18 protein-coding genes, 1 tRNA gene and 1 rRNA gene are annotated in these 25532 nt (G+C 41.2%); 8 read left to right on the top strand and 12 right to left on the bottom strand.

Annotated features, from left to right (window positions below):
• Positions 1 to 289, bottom strand: a 16S ribosomal RNA gene (locus A9267_RS13855); the annotation flags it as partial.
• A 695-nt stretch (positions 290 to 984) separates the two neighbouring features.
• On the opposite strand from A9267_RS13855, the gene A9267_RS13845 reads away from it, so the two are divergent.
• Complete coding sequence (locus A9267_RS13845; RefSeq protein ID WP_065109563.1) at positions 985 to 1434, top strand: DUF4124 domain-containing protein; 450 nt, start codon at positions 985 to 987, stop codon at positions 1432 to 1434.
• A 126-nt stretch (positions 1435 to 1560) separates the two neighbouring features.
• On the opposite strand, the gene A9267_RS13840 is transcribed toward A9267_RS13845, so the two are convergent.
• The 4 genes from A9267_RS13840 to rluD all read right to left on the bottom strand — a co-directional run bounded on the left by A9267_RS13840 (position 1561) and on the right by rluD (position 6496).
• Positions 1561 to 1872, bottom strand: coding sequence for a hypothetical protein (locus A9267_RS13840; RefSeq protein WP_055025185.1), 312 nt, complete (start codon positions 1870 to 1872; stop codon positions 1561 to 1563).
• Positions 1873 to 2040: 168 nt separating this feature from the next.
• Positions 2041 to 4614: an ATP-dependent chaperone ClpB gene (clpB, locus tag A9267_RS13835; RefSeq protein ID WP_065109562.1), complete on the bottom strand. Its 2574-nt coding sequence runs from the start codon at positions 4612 to 4614 to the stop codon at positions 2041 to 2043.
• Between the two features lie 140 nt (positions 4615 to 4754).
• A complete protein-coding gene (gene pgeF, locus A9267_RS13830; RefSeq protein WP_065109561.1) occupies positions 4755 to 5498 on the bottom strand; it encodes a peptidoglycan editing factor PgeF in 744 nt (247 codons plus the stop codon).
• Positions 5499 to 5521: 23 nt separating this feature from the next.
• Positions 5522 to 6496, bottom strand: a complete 975-nt coding sequence (rluD, locus tag A9267_RS13825; RefSeq protein WP_055025182.1) for a 23S rRNA pseudouridine(1911/1915/1917) synthase RluD — start codon at positions 6494 to 6496, stop codon at positions 5522 to 5524.
• A gap of 125 nt (positions 6497 to 6621) precedes the next feature.
• Between rluD and A9267_RS13820 the strand changes: the two genes are divergently transcribed.
• Complete coding sequence (locus A9267_RS13820) at positions 6622 to 7383, top strand: outer membrane protein assembly factor BamD (protein ID WP_055025181.1); 762 nt, start codon at positions 6622 to 6624, stop codon at positions 7381 to 7383.
• 77 nt (positions 7384 to 7460) lie between these two features.
• On the opposite strand, the gene A9267_RS13815 is transcribed toward A9267_RS13820, so the two are convergent.
• The 3 genes from A9267_RS13815 to A9267_RS13805 are packed head-to-tail and all read right to left on the bottom strand — an operon-like array spanning position 7461 to position 11573.
• Positions 7461 to 8513, bottom strand: a complete 1053-nt coding sequence (locus A9267_RS13815; RefSeq protein WP_065109560.1) for a 3-oxoacyl-ACP synthase III family protein — start codon at positions 8511 to 8513, stop codon at positions 7461 to 7463.
• A complete protein-coding gene (locus A9267_RS13810; protein ID WP_065109559.1) occupies positions 8504 to 9253 on the bottom strand; it encodes a hypothetical protein in 750 nt (249 codons plus the stop codon). Before A9267_RS13810 ends, A9267_RS13815 begins: the two co-directional genes overlap by 10 nt.
• Positions 9243 to 11573, bottom strand: a complete 2331-nt coding sequence (locus A9267_RS13805) for an efflux RND transporter permease subunit (protein ID WP_082972373.1) — start codon at positions 11571 to 11573, stop codon at positions 9243 to 9245. The genes A9267_RS13810 and A9267_RS13805 overlap by 11 nt, the downstream gene beginning before the upstream one ends.
• A 368-nt stretch (positions 11574 to 11941) precedes the next feature.
• Here A9267_RS13805 and A9267_RS13800 point away from each other — a divergent pair.
• Positions 11942 to 12017 (top strand) — tRNA-Phe (locus A9267_RS13800).
• A 291-nt stretch (positions 12018 to 12308) separates the two neighbouring features.
• Here A9267_RS13800 and recJ read toward each other — a convergent pair.
• From recJ to brnQ, 4 genes are all read right to left on the bottom strand, one after another.
• Positions 12309 to 14033 carry a single-stranded-DNA-specific exonuclease RecJ gene (gene recJ, locus A9267_RS13795; protein WP_065109558.1) on the bottom strand — a complete coding sequence of 575 codons (1725 nt, stop codon included), beginning with the start codon at positions 14031 to 14033 and terminating at the stop codon, positions 12309 to 12311.
• A 106-nt stretch (positions 14034 to 14139) separates the two neighbouring features.
• The gene (gene dsbC / locus A9267_RS13790; protein ID WP_055025176.1) at positions 14140 to 14868 is read right to left on the bottom strand and encodes a bifunctional protein-disulfide isomerase/oxidoreductase DsbC; all 729 of its coding nucleotides are present in this window, start codon (positions 14866 to 14868) and stop codon (positions 14140 to 14142) included.
• 161 nt (positions 14869 to 15029) lie between these two features.
• The gene (gene xerD, locus A9267_RS13785) at positions 15030 to 15932 is read right to left on the bottom strand and encodes a site-specific tyrosine recombinase XerD (protein WP_065109557.1); all 903 of its coding nucleotides are present in this window, start codon (positions 15930 to 15932) and stop codon (positions 15030 to 15032) included.
• A 135-nt stretch (positions 15933 to 16067) separates the two neighbouring features.
• Positions 16068 to 17411 (bottom strand): branched-chain amino acid transport system II carrier protein, encoded by a 1344-nt coding sequence (gene brnQ / locus A9267_RS13780; protein WP_055025174.1) that lies wholly within the window; start codon positions 17409 to 17411, stop codon positions 16068 to 16070.
• 439 nt (positions 17412 to 17850) lie between these two features.
• On the opposite strand from brnQ, the gene A9267_RS13775 reads away from it, so the two are divergent.
• The 5 genes from A9267_RS13775 (at position 17851) to A9267_RS13755 (ending at position 25519) form a co-directional block, all read left to right on the top strand.
• Positions 17851 to 18594: a tRNA1(Val) (adenine(37)-N6)-methyltransferase gene (locus A9267_RS13775; RefSeq protein WP_065109556.1), complete on the top strand. Its 744-nt coding sequence runs from the start codon at positions 17851 to 17853 to the stop codon at positions 18592 to 18594.
• Between the two features lie 105 nt (positions 18595 to 18699).
• A complete protein-coding gene (srmB, locus tag A9267_RS13770) occupies positions 18700 to 19926 on the top strand; it encodes an ATP-dependent RNA helicase SrmB (protein ID WP_055025172.1) in 1227 nt (408 codons plus the stop codon).
• A gap of 286 nt (positions 19927 to 20212) precedes the next feature.
• Entirely contained in the window at positions 20213 to 21433 is a 1221-nt protein-coding gene (locus A9267_RS13765; protein WP_065109555.1) for an efflux RND transporter periplasmic adaptor subunit, read from the top strand.
• Positions 21426 to 24563: an efflux RND transporter permease subunit gene (locus tag A9267_RS13760; protein WP_055025170.1), complete on the top strand. Its 3138-nt coding sequence runs from the start codon at positions 21426 to 21428 to the stop codon at positions 24561 to 24563. The genes A9267_RS13765 and A9267_RS13760 overlap by 8 nt, the downstream gene beginning before the upstream one ends.
• 311 nt (positions 24564 to 24874) lie before the next feature.
• Positions 24875 to 25519, top strand: coding sequence for a TatD family nuclease-associated radical SAM protein (locus A9267_RS13755; RefSeq protein ID WP_065109554.1), 645 nt, complete (start codon positions 24875 to 24877; stop codon positions 25517 to 25519).
• Positions 25520 to 25532 lie beyond the last annotated feature (13 nt).

The following is a 25532-nucleotide window of genomic DNA, read 5'->3' as shown; positions in this document are numbered from 1 at the left end:
CTAGGGATCGTCGCCTTGGTAAGCCATTACCTTACCAACTAGCTAATCCCACCTAGGTTCATCCAATCGCGAAAGGCCCGAAGGTCCCCTCCTTTCCCCCGTAGGGCGTATGCGGTATTAGCAGTCGTTTCCAACTGTTATCCCCCTCGACTGGGCAGATCCCTAGGCATTACTCACCCGTCCGCCGCTCGTCAGCAAAGTAGCAAGCTACTTTCTGTTACCGCTCGACTTGCATGTGTTAGGCCTGCCGCCAGCGTTCAATCTGAGCCATGATCAAACTCTTCAATTAAAGTTTTTTTGAGACTAGGTCTCGGCTCAATGAATTCTGATTACATTATGCAGACTCGGAAGAATCTACATCCTGTTTGTTACATATTGCTATGAACACTCATCACTTACGTGATTCAGAAAATATTGATAATAATTTTGATTGCTGCATTCTTTACGAGAAAGAGTGAGCAATTTCGATTAACTCAACACCTGTGAGTGTCCACACAGATTTACTTGTTTGATTGTTAAAGAGCGTTGACCGTGTTGGTCAGGGATGCGTATTCTACACCTCCCGCTGTCAGCGTCAAGTGTTTTTTCAAACTTCTTTTCGCCGTTGATTTAAGGTGGTTAAAACCGCTTCAAATCAAGCTGACTCAGTGTTGGCTAGTGCCTGTTGCCGTGTCAGTGGATGCGCATTATAGGGAGATTATGAAACCGTGCAAGGGCTTTTTTAAACTTTTATGACAAATGGGGTTTAAGCGTTTATTAATTAACCACTATGATTTAATTATCTTCAATTTTGCAGTTTAAAGACCTAGTTTGCCTCTTTCTATAAGGAAATAGAAAACGGTTTTTATAATCTAGTTCCCTTTCTATAAGGCTATCTTTACGCTTTTATGGTCAAGTATATTGATTTAGCTATTGGTTTTATCATTCAATTAGCCTATTTTATTTTGATTAAAGGATTTTAGGCTCCACCATCTAGGAATGTTTATGCTTAGTTTACGTTTGCTGTATTTAGTTTCGTTTGTTTGTTTTTCGCAGTCAGCTTTAGCAACTGTTATTTATACTTGGGTAGATAAAGACGGTGTTTCTCATTATAGCCAGCAACCACCAGCAGATGTTGACTCTAAAAAAGTATACAGCGAGGACATTGAGCCCGCTCAAGTCGGTTATGTACCCGTAAAATCTGTCAGTTCTTCTTCACAGTCTAGTTCTAGTGAAATGGATTTAGCTCAAAAAGCTGCATTAATCAAAGAGCGAGATGCTGAACAAGCCGCTTCAATTTGTGAAAGTGCTAAACACAGCTTAAATGTATTAAACACATATCAACACTTACATCGCAAAGATGCTGATACAGGTGAAGAGATTGTCATAACTGAAGAAGAACGCTTGGCTCAAATTGAAAAGAACGAAGAACGTAAGCAGCTTTTTTGTCAATAATATAACAAGTTTATTAGCTACAATGATAAAAGGAGCCAATGGCTCCTTTTAATTAACTATTCATGACACCTATTCAAGGTATATATCATCTCTACCTGCTGCCCTAGTTCAGTTTACGCGAGCAGGTTATTCTGCTTTACCAACTGTATACATAGATTTAAACGTGCCACTATTACATGTCTCTGTTCCTGACTTCCAACCATTATCAAATGCATCAATGCCATCAAGTGTTTTATCCTTCATTGATTCGAGTGTCTCATTTGATTTCTTTTGTGCTAATGCACTGGTGCAACCTGTGTTGTAGCCAAAGTGGTATAAGCTATTATATTCAACATTACCGACTTCGATAATTTCACCTTCTTGTTTTTCAGGTGAGCTAGAACATCCGGTTGCAGCTATTGAGAGTAAAGCAAAGCCTAATACGACTGATTTATTCATGTTATATCCTTCTACTTGAAATCAGGTTGCTATTCATAAGGGAACATATTGAAGTTAGTAGATCAATTCACTTGTCGCAAGCTTATGGGTTCAATGGCTACTGTAAAGTTATATTTCAATAAAAAAGGAATGGTATTTACCATTCCTTTTATTACTGTCGCTGACTATTTATTGGGTAAACGTCAGTAATCCATCGTTGACATCAATCATAATCGGTTTACCTGGAAGTAGTTCACCTTTTAATAAATGTTGCGCTAATGGGTTTTCAATTTCTTGTTGCAGTGCTCGTTTAAGCGGTCTTGCACCATACGTTGGATCAAATCCAGCTTCGGCAATTAACGCCAATGCATTTTTAGAGATTTCCATGGTGAAATCCTTTTCAGCCAAGCGTTGTTTCAAGTTCTGCAACTGTATCTCTGCAATATGCGCTATATGCTCTGCATCTAACGGATGGAATACCACGGTCTCATCAATACGGTTTAAAAACTCTGGTCTAAAGCTCTGCGTCACCACATTCATTACGGCCGATTTCATCTGCATATAGTCTTGAGAGGCAGAACCTTCCTGAATAATGTCAGAACCCAAATTAGACGTCATGATGATAACGGTATTTCTAAAATCAACAGTACGGCCTTGGCCATCCGTTAAGCGACCATCATCTAATACTTGCAGCAAAATGTTGAATACGTCAGGGTGCGCTTTTTCTACTTCATCTAACAAGATGACTGAGTAGGGTTTACGGCGCACAGCCTCAGTTAAGTATCCACCTTCTTCGTATCCCACGTACCCAGGAGGTGCACCGACTAATCTTGAGACAGTGTGCTTTTCCATAAACTCTGACATATCGATGCGAACCATTGCTGATTCGGTATCAAATAAGAAGTTAGCTAATGATTTACACAGTTCAGTTTTACCCACACCGGTTGGCCCTAAGAATAGGAATGAACCAATTGGGCGGTTCGGATCGGCAAGTCCAGCTCGGCTACGTCTTATTGCATTTGATACCGCTTCTACAGCTTCATTTTGACCTATCACTCGCTGATGTAGTGCATCTTCCATTTGTAGTAACTTATCACGCTCACCTTCTAGCATCTTAGAAACAGGTATTCCTGTTGCCTTTGAAAGTACTTCGGCGATTTCTATATCTGTGACCTTGTTACGCAATAACGTCATATCTTGCATTTCTGCTTGCGAAGCCAAATCGAGCTGCTTTTCTAACTCAGGAATACGGCCGTATTGTAATTCTGACATGCGAGTTAAATCTCCCGCACGTTTTGCGACTTCCATATCCATTCTTGATTGCTCGAGATCGGCTTTAATATGTTGAGTTCCAGCCAATGCCGCTTTCTCGGTATGCCAAATTTCATTCAGTTCGCTGGCTTTTTCTTCGACTTGCTTCAGCTCAACTTGTAAATGCGTTAATCGTTTACGACTTGCTTCATCTTCTTCTTTGGCAAGTGCTTGCTCTTCTAGCTTAAGCTGGATAGCACGGCGATCTAATCTGTCTAACGCTTCAGGTTTTGAATCTATTTGCATTCTGATACTTGATGCCGCTTCATCGATCAAGTCGATAGCTTTATCTGGTAGCTTTCTATCAGAGATATAACGATGCGACATACTTGCGGCGGCAACAATAGCAGGATCGGTTATCTCTACATGGTGGTGCAATTCATAACGCTCTTTTAATCCACGTAATATTGCAATGGTATCTTCAACATTAGGCTCTTCCACCAGCACTTTTTGAAAACGACGTTCAAGTGCGGCATCTTTTTCAATATATTGGCGGTACTCATCTAACGTTGTTGCGCCAACACAATGTAAATCACCACGAGCAAGTGCAGGTTTTAACATGTTACCTGCATCCATTGCTCCTTCGCCTTTACCTGCACCAACCATGGTATGCAGCTCATCAATAAATAAAATGACTTGGCCTTCTTCTTGAGCCAACTCATTTAATACCGCTTTTAATCGCTCTTCAAACTCACCACGATATTTAGCACCAGCAATTAACGCGCCCATATCTAATGACAGTACACGCTTATTCTTAATGCCTTCAGGAACCTCACCATTAACAATTCGTTGAGCTAAACCTTCAACAATGGCGGTTTTACCGACGCCTGGCTCACCAATGAGCACTGGGTTATTTTTACTACGACGCTGTAACACTTGAATTGTACGGCGGATTTCTTCATCACGACCGATAACAGGATCAAGCTTACCTTGTTCAGCTCGCTCGGTAAGATCCACTGTATATTTGTTTAATGCTTGGCGTTGATCTTCTGCGTTAGGATCATCAACTTTTTGTCCACCACGAATTTGCTCAATGGTGGTTTCCAATAACTCTTTACTTGCACCAGCATCTTTCAAGCACTTGGTTAACGCATCACTTCCTTCAAGCGCGGCCATCACAAATAGTTCAGATGAAATATATTTGTCTTTACGTTTTTGAGCTAGCTTGTCACAAAGGTTAAGTAAACGAATTAGGCCCTGAGATAACTGAACATCTCCCCCAGTACCTTCCACTTGTGGCAATTTTTCTAACTCTTGACTCAAAGAAGAACGCAGCGCACTAACATTTATACCCGCTTGCGTTAGTAAAGGGTGAATTGAGCCAGAATCTTGGTTTAATAACGCCATCATCAAATGAGTAGGTTCAATGAACTGATGATCACGCCCTAATGCTAATGATTGCGCATCTGAAATAGCGATTTGAAATTTGTTGGTCATACGATCAAGTCTCATACGTCCTCCTAATCAATTTAATAAAAACGAAAGATTTGATAATTAAAATATGGGGATGTTTATGAAAATTTCAATCGTGTGAATAAAATTCTGTACATTAGTGTTAGATTAATTGATTAAGATCAAATCGATAAAACAGATTAAGATTTTAACCAAATGAAAGAAGCCATTCGTCCTGTTTGTTGATCTCGGCGGTAGGAGAAATAATCAGGATTAGTAAAAGTACACACATTTGCACTATAAATGTGTTTAATTCCTTGTTTAGATAAACGCATGGTTGCAAGCCCACATAAATCGGCTAAGTATTTCACGCCATGTGGTTTAAACCATTGCTTAGCTTCAATATCTTGTTCAACAAATTGTTGCTTTACCTCTGCACCCACTTCAAAAGCATTTGGACCGATTGCTGGTCCCAAATAAGCAATTATGTCACAGGCTTCTGCATTAAAGCGCTTTATTGCAGACTCTATAACCCCATCACACAATCCACGCCACCCTGCATGCACAGCAGCAATTTCAGTTCCTGCTTTATTACATAGCAACACAGGCAAACAGTCGGCGGTCATGACGGCTAACGCCACTTTGGCATGATCAACATAGCTTCCGTCAGCTTTGGGAGGAATAGACTGAGGTGAAATATTGGCAGGACTTACTTTTGAGTAATCGATAATAGTAGTGCCATGAACTTGATCTAACCAAGTGACTGGTACATTAATCGCTAAGGTTTGCTGAATTAAAGCTCTATTAGCCAAGACATCTTGAGGGGCATCGCCTACATGTAAGCCTAAATTTAAGCTATCAAAAGGCGATAGACTTACACCGCCATGACGTTCTGTCATGGCGATGCCGATATTGTCAGGTATTGGCCAATTTACGTGATACACGCTATCCCCTTCGCAGCGAATACTTATAAATACTCGATTGGGTTTTCTTCAGTATCTTGACGTAACGCTCTGGTCAGCATTTGCATATCTTCAGGGATAGGCGCTTGCCATGACATGATTTCATGGGTAAATGGATGTGCAAGCTCCAAACGTACTGCATGTAGCGCTTGACGTTCAAAGTTTTTCAAAATATCAAAAAACTCTGGGCTAGCTTTTTTAGGCGGACGTGGGCGACCACCGTATACAGGATCGCCAACCAACACGTGACCTATGTATGACATGTGAACACGAATTTGGTGAGTACGCCCCGTTTCTAAGCGCAATCTTAAACGTGTATGAGCACGGAATTTTTCAGCAACACGATAATGAGTAACAGAAGGACGACCGCCCATGACAACTGCCATTTGTGTACGGCGCGTTTCATGACGATCAATCGGTTCGTCTACTGTTCCGCCAGCGGTCATCATCCCAATCACAATCGCTTCGTATTCACGTACAATATCGCGCGCCTGAAGTGCTGCAACTAAATGGGTTTGCGCTTCAACCGTTTTAGCAACCACCATTAAACCTGTGGTGTCTTTATCTAAACGATGCACAATACCAGCACGAGGAACATGTTCAATCTCAGGGCAATGATGTAATAGCGCATTTAACAATGTGCCATCAGCATTACCAGCACCAGGGTGAACAACCAAGCCAGCTTGCTTATTTACCACTAAAATATGATCGTCTTCGTAGACAATATTTAGGTCAATTTTTTGTGCTTTGTCTTTTACTTCTTCTTCGAGCGTTGCTTCTACCGCAATTAACTGCGATTCTAGTACTTTCTCACGAGGCTTATCGACAACAACGCCATCGACTGAAACTGCACCAGATAGGATCCATTCTTTGATGCGTGTACGGGAATAATCAGGGAACAATTCAGCCAAAGCTTGGTCTAATCTTAAACCGGTTTGGATTGCTGTGATCTCGCTTTTTAGGTTAATCTCTTGTGTCATAGGAACCGTACCCCTTTTTTGGGGTCCAAAGTGAATGTGCTATCTGTTACAATCGGATTGTTTTCTATTTTACAGTGAAATGGAAAAATTCTTAACAACAACTTATAAAAGAATTGAATTTACATATGTATAAATTAGCCAAAGGCGCCGCCCTAGTATTGTTTTCATTAGCTTTAACAGCATGTAGTACCTCTAAAGGTTTTGAAGATGAAGACCTCAGTGGCAAGTCTCCAGAGGGACTTTATGCTCAATCTAGAACCTCAATGGAGCTAGGAAACTACTCTAAAGCAGTTAGAACACTTGAAGCATTAGACTCTCGTTACCCATTTGGCCCACATAAAACTCAAGTTCAATTGGACATGATTTTTGCTTATTACAAAATGGACGACGTCGCATCAGGTATTGCAAATATCGATCGTTTTATTCGTTTAAACCCAACGCATCCAGATATTGATTATGTCTATTATATGCGTGGTTTAACTAATATGCAGGCAGATAATTACCTATTTCACGATATGATGAATATCGATCGTACTGATCGTGACCCTAAAAATGCACAAGACGCCTTTAAAGATTTTGATCGTTTAATCAAAAGCTATCCAAACAGTAAGTATACGGCTGATGCTCAGCAACGTATGCAATACCTTAAAAACCGTTTAGCACAATACTCGATTAAAGTGGCTGAGTATTATATCAAAATGGAAGCATGGAGTGCAGCAGCTGTTCGAGCACAATCTGTGATGGAGCAGTTCCCTGGCACACCAGCAACCGAGCAAGCTTTAGAAATTATGGCGCAAGCTTATGGTGAATTAGGCCAAGAGCAACTTCAACAGAATACATTAACGGTTATCGCTGCTAACTATCCAGATAGTGACTTACTCAAATAACAGTCAAGAATCATATTGCTGATTCTACGTTAATATAAAAAGCCTGCGATATATCGCAGGCTTTTTTGTTTTGAAGATTACACATGATGATAAACAAAACCGCCATAAAGGTATTTAGTGGCTTCGGCACCGAGTACCGCCACCTTGTCACCTGCTTTTAATCGTCCTGAATGAATCAACCTCGATAAACTGACCCAAATAGCGGCTGAGCCTAAATTACCAAGATGCTTGGCGTCATTGATCACTCGCTCTGGTGAAATGCCTAATGCTTTTGCCATTAGCACATCAATATGTCCATTGGCCTGATGAGGCAAAATATATGCAAAATCATCTAGCTGATAGCCTCGGCTTTGCAGTGCTTGGCAACCTAGCTCAAACAACTGACTACCTTGCTCACGCACAGCTTGGGTGTTGTGATGGAATCGAGCCATTTGTTTTGTCCCGACATCATTAGCCCCGCCATCAAGATAAAACCCTGGTGGTTTTTGATGTCCAATTTGACCTAAATAAATATCAGATATTTTGGCAGTCTGTTCATCTTGAGGCCCTAGCACTACTGCTGCTGCACCATCCCCCATTTGTACATAATTAACCAATTGTTCGGTATCGATAAAGTCGTTATCCATATCAAAATAAACCGAGCCTGTTTCTACCCCTACTATTGAAACGGGTTGCTGATTAACAGCGCAAAAGGCCGACGCAATTTGTAATCCGTTGGCAAATCCCGTACAAGCCTGTCTAAGTTCTAAATAGGGACCATGAAATGCCATTGCATCTGCAAGCCATGCTGCATTAGGGGGGACTTGTGTATGAGGTGTGCATGTGTGGCTGAGTAAATAATCTAACGCTTCAATATCAAGGTTTGCATTCACTAAAGCTTGAGTCAGTACTTGCTGACTAAGCTCAATACTCGAAGGAGATGTTGAACTGGTTGGAGTCGATAGATCTCTGACTAAATGGCGCCCCTCAATACCCAAACGCTTCGCAATGGTTTTAGCTTTTCGCGCTGCAAGTCTACCGCACTGTTGAGACAAGGCATTTAGTAGCGCTTCATTATTGATATTTGTATTAGGCAATTGATGAGAAATGCCTAATAGTGATAGGTCATGCTGTGCAAATTTTACTGCCATTTTTCCTCCAATTTATGTTGGATAGCATCTAAGCAAATCCCCATATTTTCAAATGAGTGATGTTGGCTGGTGAGTAATTGAAAAAGCTCATGTGTGATTAAGGATTGTTGCTGATAAAAGTCGTCATTTGTCGCCCCTAATTCGATGGCATGATGACGGCTAATGTATACATGCTTGGCTTCGTCTTTTTTAATCAAGCCACATAACACACTAAAAGGGTGCTCTCCTCCAAGTTTGCTGGTTTCAAATGCTTGCATAATTTGGGTGACACATGTATCTAAAATAGCAATACGAACAAAGTGTTGACTGTAATCATTTACTCGACCTAAACCGCTATAAAACCTTTTTGCCAACCGTTGAACTTGGCGGGTATCTTCTATGTATGGAAGCTTATCCGATACTGTTTGCAAGGCTATATCATGACGACACTCGTCAGACTCGACTTCCATTAGTGAAGTCACTATCTTGCCATTCCTTTGTGGTGTCTGTGTTGATAATTTTTTATCTAAGTCTTGAACATGTAATCTAATAATTTCTTGATTAAAGACCAACTGAGCCGACTGTTCACCACACAGTAATAGGGGTAATAAACGTGCCATTGATTCCGTTTGGTTATCAGAAAATAAAAGTGGGGTTTGAGCCTGAAGATTTATCCAATCTTGAAGCCTAAGTGCATTATTACCTTGAGTAACCTTTGGCAAAGCTTGCTTGCCAAAACAACGTTTAATCTTAATTGTCATTAATGCTTTGTCTCCGCAGTTGATAAATAACAGGCAATACGAAAACATCAAAGATCCATGCCAATAGAATCACCATACAAGACAACAAACTTAACTGTGCAATAGGCGCAAAATCTGACGCTAATCCAATGCCAAAACCCAGTACTAAAGTTAAACTGGTAAAACAAATCACCGGAATAACGCCCGCATAATGCATCCAAAATAATTGCAGATAAGTTGCACGACTTTCGATATCAGATGTTTGTGGCTCAGGTAACTTCAACAGTAAATGCAAAGTATCATCAACAATAATCCCAAGCATGATGCCTAATACGACCGCACTGCCAATACTGATATACCCACCAACCAGTTGCCAAATAGCGAACACCCAAAGCAAGGGCAAAAAGTTAACCATTAACCCCACCAAAGCAAAGTATGGGCTTTTTTTCAAAAAGCCTAACACTAGGCTTAGGGCCACTAACGCAATACCAAATGACCACAACATACTGTTTGCGTTATGAATGGATAAATGAGCGAACAATAAACTACTGCCTAATGCTGGGCTTACTGATAAAGCGGTTTTATTTGCAGCAAGCCATGCAGTTGTTTTGGCTTCGAACGCTAACATTTGCTGCGCAGTGAGGGAGGTTAAATAAACGGTGATTAAACTCGATTGATATTGTGATGAGATTTCTGCTTCGAGCCCGATATCGCTGACGCTATGTTGTGTCATGATCCGTTTAAGTTGACTTTGCGATAATCCGGCACTTTTTACCCAATCACCAATATGGGTGACATGGTTAACTTCTGGCTGTTGTTGCAAAAAGCGAGCAAATTGGAATAAAAAGCCCAGGTATTGCTTGTCATACATAGGGACAGAACCAGTCCCCACCTCAAAATACAATGGATTTATGCCAAAAAAATCTTGCTGCATAGTGAGTTTAGATTGAGTAAAGGGGTTATCGTCAGGAAAGTAATTAAGCGGGTCATCATTAAGCTCAAGTTTACTGGCACTTAATAAGGCCAATACTGAAACGAGTCCTACCACCATGAGAATTGACTTTGGCAATAACGCCGCTCGTTTGGCTAACGTGATCACAGGATTAAAAAAGACACGTAACTTGCCATCAGAATAGTTCTGATTAGCCTTGCTCACGATAGTCACCAATAAACTGTGACAAAGTAGATAATGGCAAGCCACGGCAATGGCCACTAATATCCCAAAAACTTGTATCGGTGGTGATGGACTAAAAGCGAGTAAACCAAAACCCAATATGGTCGTCAGTGTTGCGTACAGTAGGGGTTGTTTATTATGTGAGAAGCTAAAAATTAGCGGATTATTGTCACCCGCTTTTATTCCTGCTTGCCAGCCTAGGTATAAATGCGCTGAGTAAGCCAGTGATAAGGTTATAATTATCACTGGTATAAATGCACTTATCGCTGCAATAGTAAGGTTAAACCAACCTGCTACTCCAAGTACTATAGCTAAGGTCACAGCACAGTTAAGTGCGATAGCAAAAAGCCATAATCTAGCTTGAATAAAAAATAATGCCATTAGACCGATAATGACAAATAGGCTGGGTGCAAACCAACTTAGGTCATGGCGTAACACCTTGGCATATTGCCAATTGAGCGCCTGTTCACCTGACAACAAAACCTTCACAGCACTTTGAGCTTGATTGAATTTAGGCACAAGGTTCGCTGTCGCTGCCTTTGCTGACCAAAATGACTCAGAGATACCTTGCAAACGATCAATACTTTCCAAACGCCACAGTGCCTCTGTTGAATATTGCTGCATATCGTTTTGACCAAACTCAATACTCAGGATAATAGCTTTACCATTGTCAGATAACACCAAAGGTAAGCGAGGATGTTGTTTATAACTTAAAAGCAGGCTATCGCTTATTGATTGATTTTGACTTGAAAATTGCGAGTGAGTTAATGATTGAGTGAGTGCTTGCTTCTGCCCCGTAACCACAGAAGACTCGTTTACAAGTGGCAGACGTTCAATAAATGCAGCATAACCCCCTATCGCGCTGATATGCTGATCAGATTGTAAATATTCAATAAAATCAAGTAATCGACTTTGCTGCTCAGGTTGTCGCCAGTCTTGCTCATTTTCCAATAAAAGCAGTAAACCATCTTCGCGGACAAATGTTTGCTGAAGTTGATTTAGTCCAACAAATCCTGCGTCATCATGGGCAAAATAGTCGTTAAAATTAACATCAAGATCAATCTTCGTTGCCCCAATGATACTGAGCAGCACCAATAGTAATACGGTAGCCCACACCCCAAAAGGGTGTTTTTGCGAGCCAGCGATTAATGACAATTGCCAATTCAAATGACTATTTCCTCATACTGCTATTAAGTTTTCTATTCAGTTACCTTAATAGACCTTATAATCTTGTTTTATTGTTCAGCAAGTTACAAAAAAGTTAATAGTTAATGCGATAAACTGATATTTCCAAACATGCTAGCAGGAGTATTCAGCACCACCACCTTAACGCTAGTCAGCATAAAGCCTCGATACTCTCCCCAATGAACCCATACGTAGCGTTTTCCGGATAGACTTATTCATAGCTGCTTTATTAACAAATAGCTTATGATTTAGGCCTTTTGTGGAAATCTTGTTCAAACAAGCTAAAAAAAACAGTTATCAATAAAAAAAAGTTGACTCCAGACTGCAAAAAACGTTTAATTGCGTCCGTCGCCCGAATAGCTCAGTCGGTAGAGCAGAGGATTGAAAATCCTCGTGTCCCTGGTTCGATTCCGGGTTCGGGCACCATATTTAGATTTGGTGGCGAAAGCGACCAAATAACGAAAAAGCCTCGCAATGCGAGGCTTTTTTGTATCTGTTAATAATTGCAGTAAAACTGACAACTACCCTCGCCGGCTTTAGTCATAATAACCTTAGGCAACCATTAAGCTGCCTACAGTTTGATGATGAGTGAGTTAATCATCTACTCACCTAACACTTTAGGTGCGTGAAACAAGCTCGTCTTTGTTGTGATTCTCTGTTAGCGAATTACCTGTTAGAAACGTCTTGTTAGCGTGCTTCTTAATATCTGGTTGTTAGCTATGCAGGTTCAATATAATCAACCAACATCTGCACAGTTTGGTTTCCCCTAAACTCATTGACATCCAGTTTATACGCAACTCTAGCGTGCTTAATTGTGGCATCAGGCCAAGTTTGTAAATCAACATTGAATGCAATAGCATCCATCATCACTGTGCCGCACTCGGTTTCTAACACCAATTTCAAATGTTTCTCCCCCACGATACGTTGTTGAATCACGCTGAAATAACCATCAAATAATGGCTCTTCAAAAGACTGTCCCCAAGGACCAGATTCTCGTAGTAAGAAAGCCGTTTCTAGGTTCATCAACGCTATCGGCAACTCACCATCAGATAAGATCTCACCCGTTAATTGTTCAGGCTTTAACAATTCACGTACGGCTTTATCGTATGCTGACTGAAATAGTTCAAATGCATCTGCACGAAGTGATAACCCCGCCGCCATCGCATGACCACCAAACTTGATAATCATCCCAGGGTGGCGGCTATTAATAAGCTCTAACAGGTCTCGCATATGCAAGCCTTTTATTGAACGTGCAGAGCCTTTAATTTCACCCTCGCCAGCATCAGCAAATGCAATCACAGGGCGATGATATTTATCTTTGATTCTTGAAGCTAAAATACCAATCACACCTTGATGCCAGTCATCCTGAAACAAAGCAAGTCCCCAAGGTAAATCTGATTCATCAAGGCTTAATGTTTGCAGAGTTTTTAACGCTTCTTGTTGCATTCCCGCTTCAAGCTCGCGACGCTCACCATTTAAGCCATCAAGCTCATCAGCCATTCGCCTTGCTAACATCATGTCTTCACATAACAATGTCTCAACACCCAGCGCCATCTCATCTAAACGACCGGCAGCGTTTAATCTTGGCCCGACAGCAAATCCAAAATCTGATGCAACAATACGTTGTGGGCTTCTTTTTGCGACTTCCAGTAATGCTGTAATGCCTACACGACAACGCCCCGTCTTAACTCGTTGTAAACCCGCTTGCACTAAAATACGGTTGTTACTGTCAAGCGACACCACATCAGCAACCGTGCCTAAAGCAACAATATCAAGTAAGGAACCAAGGTTAGGCTCAGCAATGTGTTGCTGTTGATACCAGTCTCTTTGGCGCAGCTCTTTTCTAAGCACTGACATCAAATAAAACGCAACGCCAACCCCAGCAATAGACTTACTGGCAAATTCACAACCGTTTTGGTTAGGATTAACTATCGCATCTGCATCGGGGAGGGTTTGTCCAGGTAAATGGTGATCAGTTACAACCACCTGCATACCTAATTGTTTAGCGGCTGCAACACCTTCAATAGATGAGATGCCGTTATCGACCGTAATCAATAACTGCGCTCCTTTAGACTGAGCAACGGCAACAATTTCAGGACTTAATCCATAACCATAATCAAAGCGATTTGGAATAAGGTAGTCAACATGCTTGGCTCCCATCATTCTTAATGCAATCAAACACACACTGGTCGATGTTGCGCCATCAGCATCAAAATCTCCCACTATCAAAATCGACTTATCAGCAGCTATCGCATCAGCAATAATCTTCGCCGCAGTGTCAATGCCGAGCATGGTTTCTGGTCTAAGTAACTTCGACAAACTCAGTTCGCAGCCAGCTAAATCGACTCCACGTCGAGCATATAACTGTTTTAGTAATGGATGCATAGATTGCGGTAAATGACTGTCATCTACCTGAGTTCGGCGAACAATTTTGTGGGCCACAAACACACCTTATTTTAGTGGAGTAATCGACACGTTAAGATAACAAAAAAGGCGAACCAATGGCTCACCTTTTTCGGTTATAACGATTATTCTAAAGCTGTCGGTATTAGAGATTAGTTTTAATGGTATTTAATAATGCTGACGGTGGTTGGTAACCCGGCACTAACACCCCGTTTTCTAAAACGATTGCAGGTGTCCCATTGATACCAAATGCTTGACCAAGGCGGTATTGCTCCTCGATGTTTGCATCGCAGCTTGCAGCTTTTACATTGCCACCCGTTTTAGCATCAGTCATAGCTTGTAGCGGATCTTTAGCACACCATACCGCTTCCATTTCTTGGGCATTTGCTGATGGAATACCTGCACGAGGGTAAGCTAAATAACGAACTGTAATGCCCAAATCGTTATAACCGTCCATTTCTTGGTGTAACTTACGACAGTAACCACAATCCACATCAGTAAAGATGGTTACGACATGTTTTTCATTTTTCGCTTTGTACACCAACATGTCGTCTTCAAATGGCTTGAGCATATCAACACGAGGGCCCGCTAATGCAGCCTCAGTTAAGTTTTGCATGCCATTCTTTAAATCATACATATTGCCATGTAGTAACTTAGTGCCATCTGGAGAAACGTACAAAATGCCACGGTCAGTCAAGGCTTGATACAATCCGTCAATCGGTGATGATTGAATTTTCAATACATTAACGCCAAGCACATCAGAAACCTGCTGTTTCAGCTCTGCTTCATTGGGAATATCTGAGGCTGATGCGGCATGTAATAGTGGCGCAACAGCAAGGGTCATAGCAAAAGAGAATGCTTTTGTTAACTTCATTAAAAAATCCTATTTGATAAAACTGATGAGTCAGCTAATTACATAGACCAGAGTTTGACGGCAAAAGTTACAGAGAATGTCATATTAAAGCAACTATATCCCGCTCATTGCTGGCGATATGTATCAATTTTTATGTAACAAGAGACATCATGCACAACGCATTAGCCCCTTGGATGATGCTCACTATGTAACTGCTGTAGTCGAGCCTTGGCAACGTGGGTGTATATTTGCGTGGTAGATAAGTCGCTGTGTCCTAATAACAGCTGAACTACCCGTAAGTCAGCTCCATGATTGAGTAAATGGGTAGCAAATGCATGCCTTAGGGTATGCGGAGATAATTGACTATTGATGCCAGCTCGCACTGCATAACATTTAATACGATGCCAAAAAGTCTGTCTTGTCATCATTTGTCCACGTTTGGAAGGAAACAAAACATCGCTTTGTTTATTGTTCAGTAATGTAGGGCGTGCAGCGAGCAAATACTGCTCGATTTCGGAAATGGCTAATTCACCAAGCGGCACTAAACGTTCTTTGCCGCCCTTACCGACAATGCGCACTAAACCTTGTCTAAGGCTAATTTGCTCTATGGTTAAGCTGACCAGTTCAGTAACCCGAAGGCCTGTGGCATACAATAACTCCAGCATGGCTTTATCACGGCACTCTATTGGGTCGTCAATATCGGGCTCTGCGAGTAAAGCATCTATTTGGGTTTCGCTTAATGCATCAGGTAATTTACGCGCTAACTTAGGTGACTCAATTAAGCTAGTTGGGTCGATATCAATCAGTTGTTTTACTATCAAATAACCATAAAATCGCCGTAAACTGCTCAGCAATCTTGCCGTTGAGGTTTTAGCAAAATTTTCTGCCACTCGATAAGCTAAATAATCTCGAATCACTAACTGATCAACATTAATGAGTTGATGTTGCTGACTCAACACATATCGCTCAAAATGACGTAAGTCAGTTCGATAAGAGCCTAACGTGTTATCACTTAACCCTTTAGCCGACCAAAGGTCATCTAAAAATGCATCAATAAGGGGATCTGCTTGGTAATTATCAGTCACAAAAATTCCTAAAAAAACGGCGCCACTTCACCTGAAGTAACGCCGCTCTAGTGTAACTAAATTTAGTTTACAAAGACAAAACTAAGCTCATAGGGATAATCTAATCATCACCATAAAGATTGTCTGTCATCTTTATTAGCTTGTTGCTGCCGTTGCGTTTTTCGCTGGGACAAATAAACACGCAACCATGGCAATACCAACTGGCAGTAACCAAGCCATACCTTCGCTATGCAGTGGCATAAAGCTTAAAAAGTCAGTGTTCATTCCTGCCGCTTTTAAACCATCGAAAATACCAAAGAATAGTGCAACGGATAACACAAGACGATGCGAAAATTCTGGGCGAGCAAAACGTTCAGTTAAAAAGGTGATTGCCACTAATGCAATTGCCACTGGGTAGATGGTCATCAACACAGGAATACTGATGTTAATTAGCTGAGTGAGCCCCACATTCGCAACGGTTGCACATACGACACTGAAAAAGATAACGAAAGCTTTGTAAGACACTTTAGGCATGAGTTCGTTAAAGTATTCAGAACACGCTGTAATTAGACCAACTGCAGTGGTTAAACAAGCGATACTGACTACCGCTGCTAATAATACTGTACCCATAGTGCCAAACTCATGGGTCACATAATTTGTCAGAATTTGGCCACCATTTTCAGCGCCTTTAGCAATATCACCCGCTGTAGCACCTAAATAAAATAGTGAAATGTACACAAACGCTAACCCTGATGCTGCAATAATAGCTGCACGCACAAGATAACGAGTCTGGGCTTTAGATTCTGTGACACCTTTCTTACGTAAAATATCAATAATCAACATACCAAAGATCACTGAGGCAAGTGTATCCATGGTGTTGTAACCTTCTAAAATGCCTTTAGAAAGTGGACTGTCAATATAGTCACCAGTAGCAGCACCGATCGCAGCGCTTGGCGTAGCAATCACAGAAACAGCTAAACCAACAAGTAAAAAGATTAAGATTGGGGTTAACACTTTGCCGACACTATCGAGTAATTTACCAGGGTAAAGTGATAGCACCATTGCGATGACAAAAAAGGCTACTGTATAAAGCAACTGCGCTTTGTTCAGTGTCAATGCACCTAGTTGGATCATCGCATCGGCATTATCTAAAAATGGGCGAGCACCAATTTCAAATGCAACTAAACCTGTGCGGGGAGCGGCAAACGCAGGGCCAATGATAATGTAAATTGAGACAGCAAGTGCTGTAGCAGCAAAAGCAGGTAGCATCGCCATGACTTTACCATTCGCTTTAGCGACAGCGATAAGACCTGCTAGAGGTAAACCTACAGCAGTGACCAGAAACCCAATCATCGCTAGCGTCATATTCTCGCCAGCTAACATGCCTGCAAAAGGTGGAAAAATTAAGTTACCTGCACCTAAGAAAAATGCGAATGTCATAAAGCCTAAGCCTAATGTATCGCCAATACTCATATTATTGTTTTGCACTAAACGCCCCATCTTGTTGTTTTGTTTTTTAACAAACTTAAGTGATTCACTGCTAATTAGCTACTGCTAATCAAAAACGACCTGTAAGAATGTAAACTTATAAATACACTTTATCTCATTAAAAACTACTCACAAATGGTTATAAAAAAGCCATTTTTCAATTTTTCGAATACCCATTTGTGAGTCGTATTTCATTTTTTGCCATTTAAACGCGTTAAACACGACTAAACGGGTAGAAACTAATAGCAAAACATCTATCGATAAACAAGCGCAAACCCAGCAGAATAGCAAATTAGCTGTTATCAGAAACGAAGCGTAAAGCCCACAAAACATTCCCGCTACAGAGCAACCACATCAAGCTAAAAGCACAACAAAAAAGCAACACCAATAAAATTGGGAAAAAACCGTAAAACCGTTACCATAAGCCGTCAGCCATATAAGCGAAGTATTCATGCCTTTTACATTTAAACAGTTTCATATTGATGATAGTCATTGTGGTATGCCCGTTAGCACAGATGGGGTCATATTAGGCGCTTGGGCTGCATTGCCTGATACGCAAAAAATACCTACAGCACAACTATTAGATATTGGTGCAGGAAGTGGCTTGCTCAGCTTAATGCTCGCTCAGCGCATGAATAACCAAGATTGTAAAATCAGCGCGGTAGAGTTAGAAGATGGCGCTGCTGTTGATTGCCAGCAAAACTTTAGTCAAAGCTCTTGGTCAGAGCAGCTTTCATTACATCACATGAGTATCCAGCAATTTTTGCTTGAACATCAGCAAAAGCGCTGCGCTCTGTTCGATACAATTATTTGTAACCCGCCTTACTTTGAACATGGGCCTCAATCAGACTCAAGTCAGCGTGCTACAGCAAGGCACACAAACCAGCTCAGTTTTAAAACCTTGCTCAGCCATATTCAACAATTAATGACACCATCTGGACAAGCGAGCTTGATTATTCCTCAGCAAAGCGAGGCTGGGTTTATGCAAGCGTTAGATGACACGCAACTGTCGCTGTCAGAGCGAACGAGTATTCGCACCGTTGAAAACAAAAGTCCTAGCCGGATTTTATTGCAACTTAGCCACCAAGCTAGTTTCCATCGCTTAATTCACTCTGATTTGATTATTGCGGATAAACAAGGTCAGTACACTCCTGAGATGAGCCAGCTGTGTCGCGACTTTTATCTGAAACTTTAACGAGAGTTTCATCATATAAAAGTCATTTAAAACCGATTCCTTGCTCGCTGAGATCCAGAACTTAGGTTATAATGTCCGGCTATCAATCAGTGAGACCCAAAGCGCATGCTATTTGAAGATTTTGATCTAGACCCACGCCTATTAGACTCTCTAAAGGCTATGGGACATTTAAGCCCTACTACCGTTCAACAACAAACATTGCCAATGGCGATGGAACAACGGGATATTTTAGCTAAAGCGCCTACAGGTACAGGTAAAACGGCAAGCTTTTTATTGCCGGCATTACAACACTTGATTGACTTCCCTCGCCGCTTTAACGGTCAAGCTAGAATTTTAATTCTGACGCCTACTCGTGAGCTGGCCAGCCAAATTCATCGTTATGCGTCTCATTTAGCGACCGATCTTGATTTAGATATCGGTATTATTACCGGCGGCGTACCTTACGGTCCTCAAGAAGAGCAACTTGAAGAGAATATCGATCTATTAATTGCGACGCCTGGTCGCTTGATGGAATATTTAGATAAAGGTCAATTCGAAGCGACAGAAGTTGAAATGCTCATCATTGATGAAGCTGACCGTATGCTTGATATGGGCTTTTCATCAGTGGTTGAAACCATTGCTATTGAAGCCCAGGGCCGCAAGCAAAACATGCTGTTCTCCGCCACGCTTGAAGGCAGTGGTGTTGCTCGTTTTGCACATGTTTTACTTGAAGATCCTGTTACCATTGATGTTGATTCACCCCGCAGTGAAAAAGCGAAAATTCATCAATGGATACATTTAGCGGATAACAACGCCCATAAGTTTGCCTTGTTGTGTAATTTGCTCCAACAAGAGTCTGTAAAGCGCACCATCGTATTTGTTAAAACCCGTGAAGTTGTTGCTAGCTTAGAAGGCTTGCTATTAAAAGCAGGTATCCCTTGCGCTTTCTTACGTGGTGATATGGAACAAAAGAAACGTTTCCAAGCATTAAGTAAGTTCAGTAAAGGTGACGTGAATATTCTTCTTGCGACTGACGTTGCAGCACGGGGAATCGATATTGACGGTATCACTCATGTAATTAACTTCGATATGCCTCGCTCTGCTGATGCTTACGTACACCGAATTGGTCGTACTGCACGTGCAGGCGCAAAAGGTACAGCTATTTCGTTAGTTGAAGCCCACGACATGCGTATTGTGAGTAAAATTGAACGTTATATCGAACAACCGTTAAAACGTCGCTTTATTGATGGCTTAAGACCTACCCATAAAGAGGCCAAAGTACCAGGCAAGAAAAAAGACAAAAATAAGTCTGCAGCGAAGAAATCTAAAAAGCCTAAAAAGAAGAAAAAATAAATTTTAATTAACGAAGCTTTAATGCTAAAGCCCTGAATATTTTCTATATTCAGGGCTTTTTTATGGCAAAAAATCCATTTGATAGCGCATTAAACTAGCCTCAAAGTGAAATAAACTTTATGAAACATTTAATTTACATCTAACACTTTTTCTCTACTGGTAACTCTGTTAATTTAGAGCCTATAGCACTCTAATAACTCACAAAAATCTCTTTTTAAAATGACTGTTCGAGATTGAGTTATATAAAGTCACCATTTTCGATAAATAAGTATGGATACGCCCATCAATGAAAAGACTGTTAAGAATTCTTTCTCCATTCATCATTTTATTTGTTTTTATTGGCCTCGCCGTTGTTTTATTCAGTACTCGTCAGGCTCCTGAGCAAAAAGAAGATCAACAAAAAATCCCTGTCGTTGATGTGCTCACTGTTGAACAAAAGACCGTGTCTCTCAACTTGCCTTCCTATGGTGTTGTTAGCCCCAAATATAAAACCCAACTCGTCACTGAAGTACAAGGTCGATTAATCAGCCTTGATCCCAGTTTTGTTGCTGGCGGCATTGTTAGACAAGGTCAAGCTTTAGCACAAATAGAACCTTCAGATTATCAAGCAGACTTTATTCAAGCTGAAGCCACATTGGCACAAGCTAACGCTGCGCTAAATGAAGAAATCGCTCGTGGTGAAGTAGCAAAAATTGAATTTAAAGATTTTGATAACGGTTTACCGCCTGAGTTAGGTTTGCGTATCCCGCAATTGAAAAAAGAACAAGCAAATGTCAAATATGCTAAAGCCGCATTAGCTCGAGCTCAGCGCAATTTAGAAAGAACCGTTATTCGCGCACCATTTGATGGCATTATCAAAGCGCGTAACGTTGATTTAGGCCAATATGTTTCTCTAGGTACTAATTTAGGCGAGCTCTACGATATCAGTATCGCAGAAGTGCGTTTGCCGCTAACCAATAATGATTTAGCTTACTTAGAGTCGGTTGATAACCCTGACACGTTAGTGACGTTAAGCGCGTCACTTGCGGGTAAATCTTTTGAATGGCAAGGTAATATTGTCAGAAGCGAAAACGTGATTGACGAGCAAAATCGAATGGTTTACCTCGTCGCAGAAGTGAAAGATCCATACCTGCGAAATAACCAATCTTCCGATGAACTCCCACTCAAATACGGCAGTTTCGTCACCGCAATTATCAAAGGCAGAACAGTAGACGGCATTGTTAAACTGCCGCGTTATGTTGTTCGCCAAGATCAAGTTGCCATTGTCAAATCGGACAACACCATTGAGATTAGAAAAGTAAACATTGTACGAACTGATATCGAAAATGTGTTTATTAAAGATAGTCTTGCAACTGGTGAGCGTGTTTCGATTACTGACATTAGTAACCTAGTGTCTGGCCAAAAAGTAAAACTACTTGGTGAAAACTCAGATAGTGATGACCTTGCGCCACAAGATGCACCTGACAATATTGATGAAATATCATTAGCAGGTGAGCAAAATGGATAATAAAAAAGGAATTATTTCTTGGTTTGCCCGCAACAGTGTTGCCGCCAACCTATTGATGTTTGCCTTACTTATTGGCGGTTTATTCAGCTCTTTTTTGATCAACAAAGAGGTCTTCCCTAGTTTTGAGCTTAATCTTCTCAATATCTCTGTAGCCTACCCTGGCGCAGCTCCTCAAGAAATTGAAGAAGGGATTAACATCAAGATTGAAGAAGCCATTCAAGATATTAGTGGTATCAAAAAAGTCACTTCAGTTGCCAGCGATAGCGTTGGAACGGTAACCATTGAAGTCGATGACGGCTACGAAGTGCAGCAAGTACTTGATGAAGCCAAGTTACGCCTTGATGCAATTGCCACATTTCCAGATAACATTGAAAAACCTAACATTTATCAAATAAAGCCTGAAAACAACGTCATATGGGTATCAGTTTATGGTGATATTAGTCTTCATGAAATGAAGGAAATGGCTAAAGTTATTCGAGATGACATCACAGGCTTACCTGCTGTAACACGTGCCCAAGTGACAGGGGTTCGTGATTACGAAATTGGCATTGAACTGTCAGAAAACAAATTACGAGAATATGGTTTAACTTTCTCTCAAGTTGCGCAGGCGGTTCAAAACTCATCGATTGATTTGCCAGGGGGCTCAATACGAGCTCAAGATGGTGACATCCTGTTGCGAACTAAAGGCCAAGCTTATACTGGCGAAGACTTTTCTCAGATTGTAGTGACCACACGACCTGACGGCAGCAGAATTATGCTTCCAGAGGTCGCTACGATTAAAGATGATTTTGAAGAGCGATTAGAATACACCCGCTTTAATGGTAAGCCCGCAGCCATTATTGAAATAACCAGTATTGACGATCAAAATGCTTTGGCTATTTCAGAGCAAGTCAAAGCCTATATTGCCGAGCGTAAAGAAACCTTACCCGCTAACATCAAATTAGATACATGGGGTGATTTAACCCATTACCTCGAAGGCCGCTTAAACATGATGCTATCAAACATGTTTTATGGTGCCTTATTGGTATTTCTCATTTTAGCGTTATTTTTAGATCTTAAACTGGCGTTTTGGGTCATGCTCGGTTTACCCGTTTGTTTCTTAGGTACGATACTGCTCATGCCAATTGAGCCGTTTAATATGTCGATTAACATGCTCACCTTATTTGCCTTTATTTTGGTGCTGGGCATTGTGGTTGATGATGCCATTGTCATCGGCGAAAGTGCCTATACTGAAATCGAAAAACATGGTCAGTCACTTGATAATGTCATTACTGGCGTGCAGCGCGTAGCAATGCCAGCAACCTTTGGCGTTTTAACCACCATTGCGGCATTTATTCCTATGATTATGGTGTCGGGTCCAATGGGAGTGATATGGAAGTCCATTGGCATGGTGGTTATTTTGGCTTTGGCTTTTTCTTTAGTGGAATCTAAATTGATTTTACCTGCGCATTTGGCTCACATGAAAGTGAAAAAGAAGCGCCCTCCCACCAATTTTCTGTCTAAATTTAAAGTCAGCCTTAACGAAAAACTGCAGTACTTTATTCAACATAAATACCGTCACTTTTTAGGCCGCTGTATTGAGCAGCGTTATAACGTGGTAGCGGTATTTATTGGGGTACTTATTCTGTCATTAGCTTTGCTTGCTAGTGGTAAAGTACGCTGGGTTTTCTTCCCCGATTTACCGTCAGATTTCATTCAAGTACAACTTGAAATGGAAGAAGGCAGTTCTGAACTCAATACCCTTGATGTCGTGCAAAAAGTGGAAGAAGCCTTGTACGCCATGAATGATAAATATGCCCGAGAAACAGGTGAAGATGTGGTTAAACACAGTTTTATCAATATGAGTTCTCGAAGCTCAGCTTTTATCTTTGCTGAGTTATCTAAAGGGGAAGACCGAGAAATCGATGGCGTTACCATTGCAGAAGAGTGGCGCAAACAGCTGCCAGAGCTATTGTCTGTCAAAAAACTCAATATTGCTGCGAGCACGAACGAGTCAGGCGGTGACATTTCATTTAGATTAACCTCAAATGACTTAGCTCAGCTCTCTGAAGCCTCGAAAGAGCTCAAGCAAGAACTCGCAACATATGAAGGTGTCTATGATATTTCAGACAATTTCTCATCTGGTAGCCAAGAAATACGCTTGAATATTCGCCCTGAAGCAGAAGCTCAAGGCCTGACGCTTTCAGATTTAGCTCGCCAAGTTCGTTATGGATTTTATGGCTATGAAGCCCAACGTATCTTGCGAAATAAAGAAGAAGTTAAAGTAATGGTGCGCTATCCATTAGAGCAACGTCGCACCATTGGCCATCTTGAAAACATGCTGATTCGTACCCCTCAAGGTGTCGCTGTACCCTTCTCTACTGTTGCAGATATTGAATTAGGGCAATCTTTTGCTTCTATTACCCGTGTTGATGGTAAACGAGCCATCACCATCAGTGCTAATGTGAATAAAAACACTGTCGAGCCTTCAAAAGTGGTGGGCGAGATCCAAGGGGAGTTTTTACCTGAGTTAACCGAGAAATATCGAGATGTGAATGCATCACTCGATGGCGGAAGCCAGGATGAGCAAGATGCTATGTTAGGTCTAGTACAAGGCTTCTTTTTTGCGATGTTTACCATTTATGCCCTAATGGCAATTCCGCTTAAATCATACACCCAACCTATGATCATTATGTCAGTGATCCCTTTTGGTATGATTGGCGCCTTATTCGGGCATTTCATTTTAGGCATCTCAATGAGTGTATTGAGTCTGTGCGGTATCGTGGCGCTAGCAGGGGTTGTGGTCAATGACTCATTGATTTTAGTCGACTTTGTTAACCGTTCTCGTAAAGAAGGCTATTCATTACTTGAATCAGCAATAAACTCAGGGTGCTATCGGTTTAGGGCCATCATTTTAACCTCTATGACGACCTTTGTCGGCTTAGTGCCTATTTTGCTTGAACGAAGCTTACAGGCACAAATTGTTATCCCAATGGCTGCATCACTAGCATTCGGGATTTTATTCTCGACCGTGGTCACGCTAATTTTAGTACCCGTGCTTTACATTATTCTTGATGATGCGAAAAGTTTAGTTAGACGCATTTTCAATTGGTGGTGGCAACCTAAAAACGACGATGAAGTTTATCGTTGACCGACCCTCTATTAGGGATACCCCTTTAATGAGACTCGTTTCATAGATAATCTCTTAATGGATAATCTCTTAATGGATAGCCTCTGAACGAAAATAACTCAGCAATTCAACTGTTAACAACAAAAAGGAGCCTAGGCTCCTTTTTTATTGTCAATTTTTTTGCGAGATGATTAGGATAACACTAGTCAACCATCAAGCCTCTTCATGATCATAGCCATAGCCAGTATCTTGATGATTTGCGAGCTGTGAAACAGTTATCCCTTAGTGATTCCATTACAATAAATCACTTAATTCTGTACCGAGCCAAATCAATGACTGTTGAAGCTGAACCTCATATCACCACTGAAGACACTCACCCAATAGCCACATTGGTTTATGACATCCGCGATAGCCGCTACCTCAACATTACTGGTCGCTGCACATTGAGATGTCAATTTTGCCCTAAGCATAATGGTTCAAAGCAAGTTCATCAGTATGAGTTGTCGCTTAGTGCACAAGTGAAGCCAGAAGACATCATCCCTTTGCTTGGTAAGGTAACGTCCTTTGATGAGTATGTGTTTTGTGGCTACGGTGAACCCACCCTTAATTTGCACACCTTAATTGTTGTCGCAACCCATATCAAAGCCGCAGGCGGTAACGTTAGAGTGAACACCGATGGATTAGGTAACTTATTTCATCGCAGAAATATTTTGCCAGAGCTTGCTCAGTGTGTTGATAGTTTATCAATCTCGCTGAATGCCAACACTGAAGCCCTGTATATTCAACACTGTAAGCCTAAACTTAAAGGGGCTTATGAAGCATTACTGGAATTTATTAGCCTAGCGCCAGATTACATTGGACAAGTGCAAGTATCTGCAATTAATGGGCTTGAAAATGTCGATATTGAGCAATGCAGGCAACTTGTTGAACAGCGAGGTTGTGAGTTCAAACAACGTGAGTTAGATGTCGTCGGTTAGTGCTGATTTATGT

Source organism: Shewanella sp. UCD-FRSSP16_17 (genome assembly GCF_001675935.1).
Lineage (GTDB): Bacteria > Pseudomonadota > Gammaproteobacteria > Enterobacterales > Shewanellaceae > Shewanella > Shewanella japonica.
This window is presented reverse-complemented; position numbering and strand designations above follow the sequence as displayed.

Coding starts and splice junctions, on each gene's coding strand:
- A9267_RS13845 (WP_065109563.1), top strand. CDS start 985: ATGCTTAGTTTACGTTTGCTGTATTTAGTTTCGTTTGTTTGTTTTTCG.
- A9267_RS13840 (WP_055025185.1), bottom strand. CDS start 1,872: ATGAATAAATCAGTCGTATTAGGCTTTGCTTTACTCTCAATAGCTGCA.
- clpB (WP_065109562.1), bottom strand. CDS start 4,614: ATGAGACTTGATCGTATGACCAACAAATTTCAAATCGCTATTTCAGAT.
- rluD (WP_055025182.1), bottom strand. CDS start 6,496: ATGACACAAGAGATTAACCTAAAAAGCGAGATCACAGCAATCCAAACC.
- A9267_RS13820 (WP_055025181.1), top strand. CDS start 6,622: ATGTATAAATTAGCCAAAGGCGCCGCCCTAGTATTGTTTTCATTAGCT.
- A9267_RS13815 (WP_065109560.1), bottom strand. CDS start 8,513: ATGGCAGTAAAATTTGCACAGCATGACCTATCACTATTAGGCATTTCT.
- A9267_RS13810 (WP_065109559.1), bottom strand. CDS start 9,253: ATGACAATTAAGATTAAACGTTGTTTTGGCAAGCAAGCTTTGCCAAAG.
- dsbC (WP_055025176.1), bottom strand. CDS start 14,868: ATGAAGTTAACAAAAGCATTCTCTTTTGCTATGACCCTTGCTGTTGCG.
- brnQ (WP_055025174.1), bottom strand. CDS start 17,411: ATGGGGCGTTTAGTGCAAAACAATAATATGAGTATTGGCGATACATTA.
- A9267_RS13775 (WP_065109556.1), top strand. CDS start 17,851: ATGCCTTTTACATTTAAACAGTTTCATATTGATGATAGTCATTGTGGT.
- srmB (WP_055025172.1), top strand. CDS start 18,700: ATGCTATTTGAAGATTTTGATCTAGACCCACGCCTATTAGACTCTCTA.
- A9267_RS13765 (WP_065109555.1), top strand. CDS start 20,213: ATGAAAAGACTGTTAAGAATTCTTTCTCCATTCATCATTTTATTTGTT.
- A9267_RS13760 (WP_055025170.1), top strand. CDS start 21,426: ATGGATAATAAAAAAGGAATTATTTCTTGGTTTGCCCGCAACAGTGTT.
- A9267_RS13755 (WP_065109554.1), top strand. CDS start 24,875: ATGACTGTTGAAGCTGAACCTCATATCACCACTGAAGACACTCACCCA.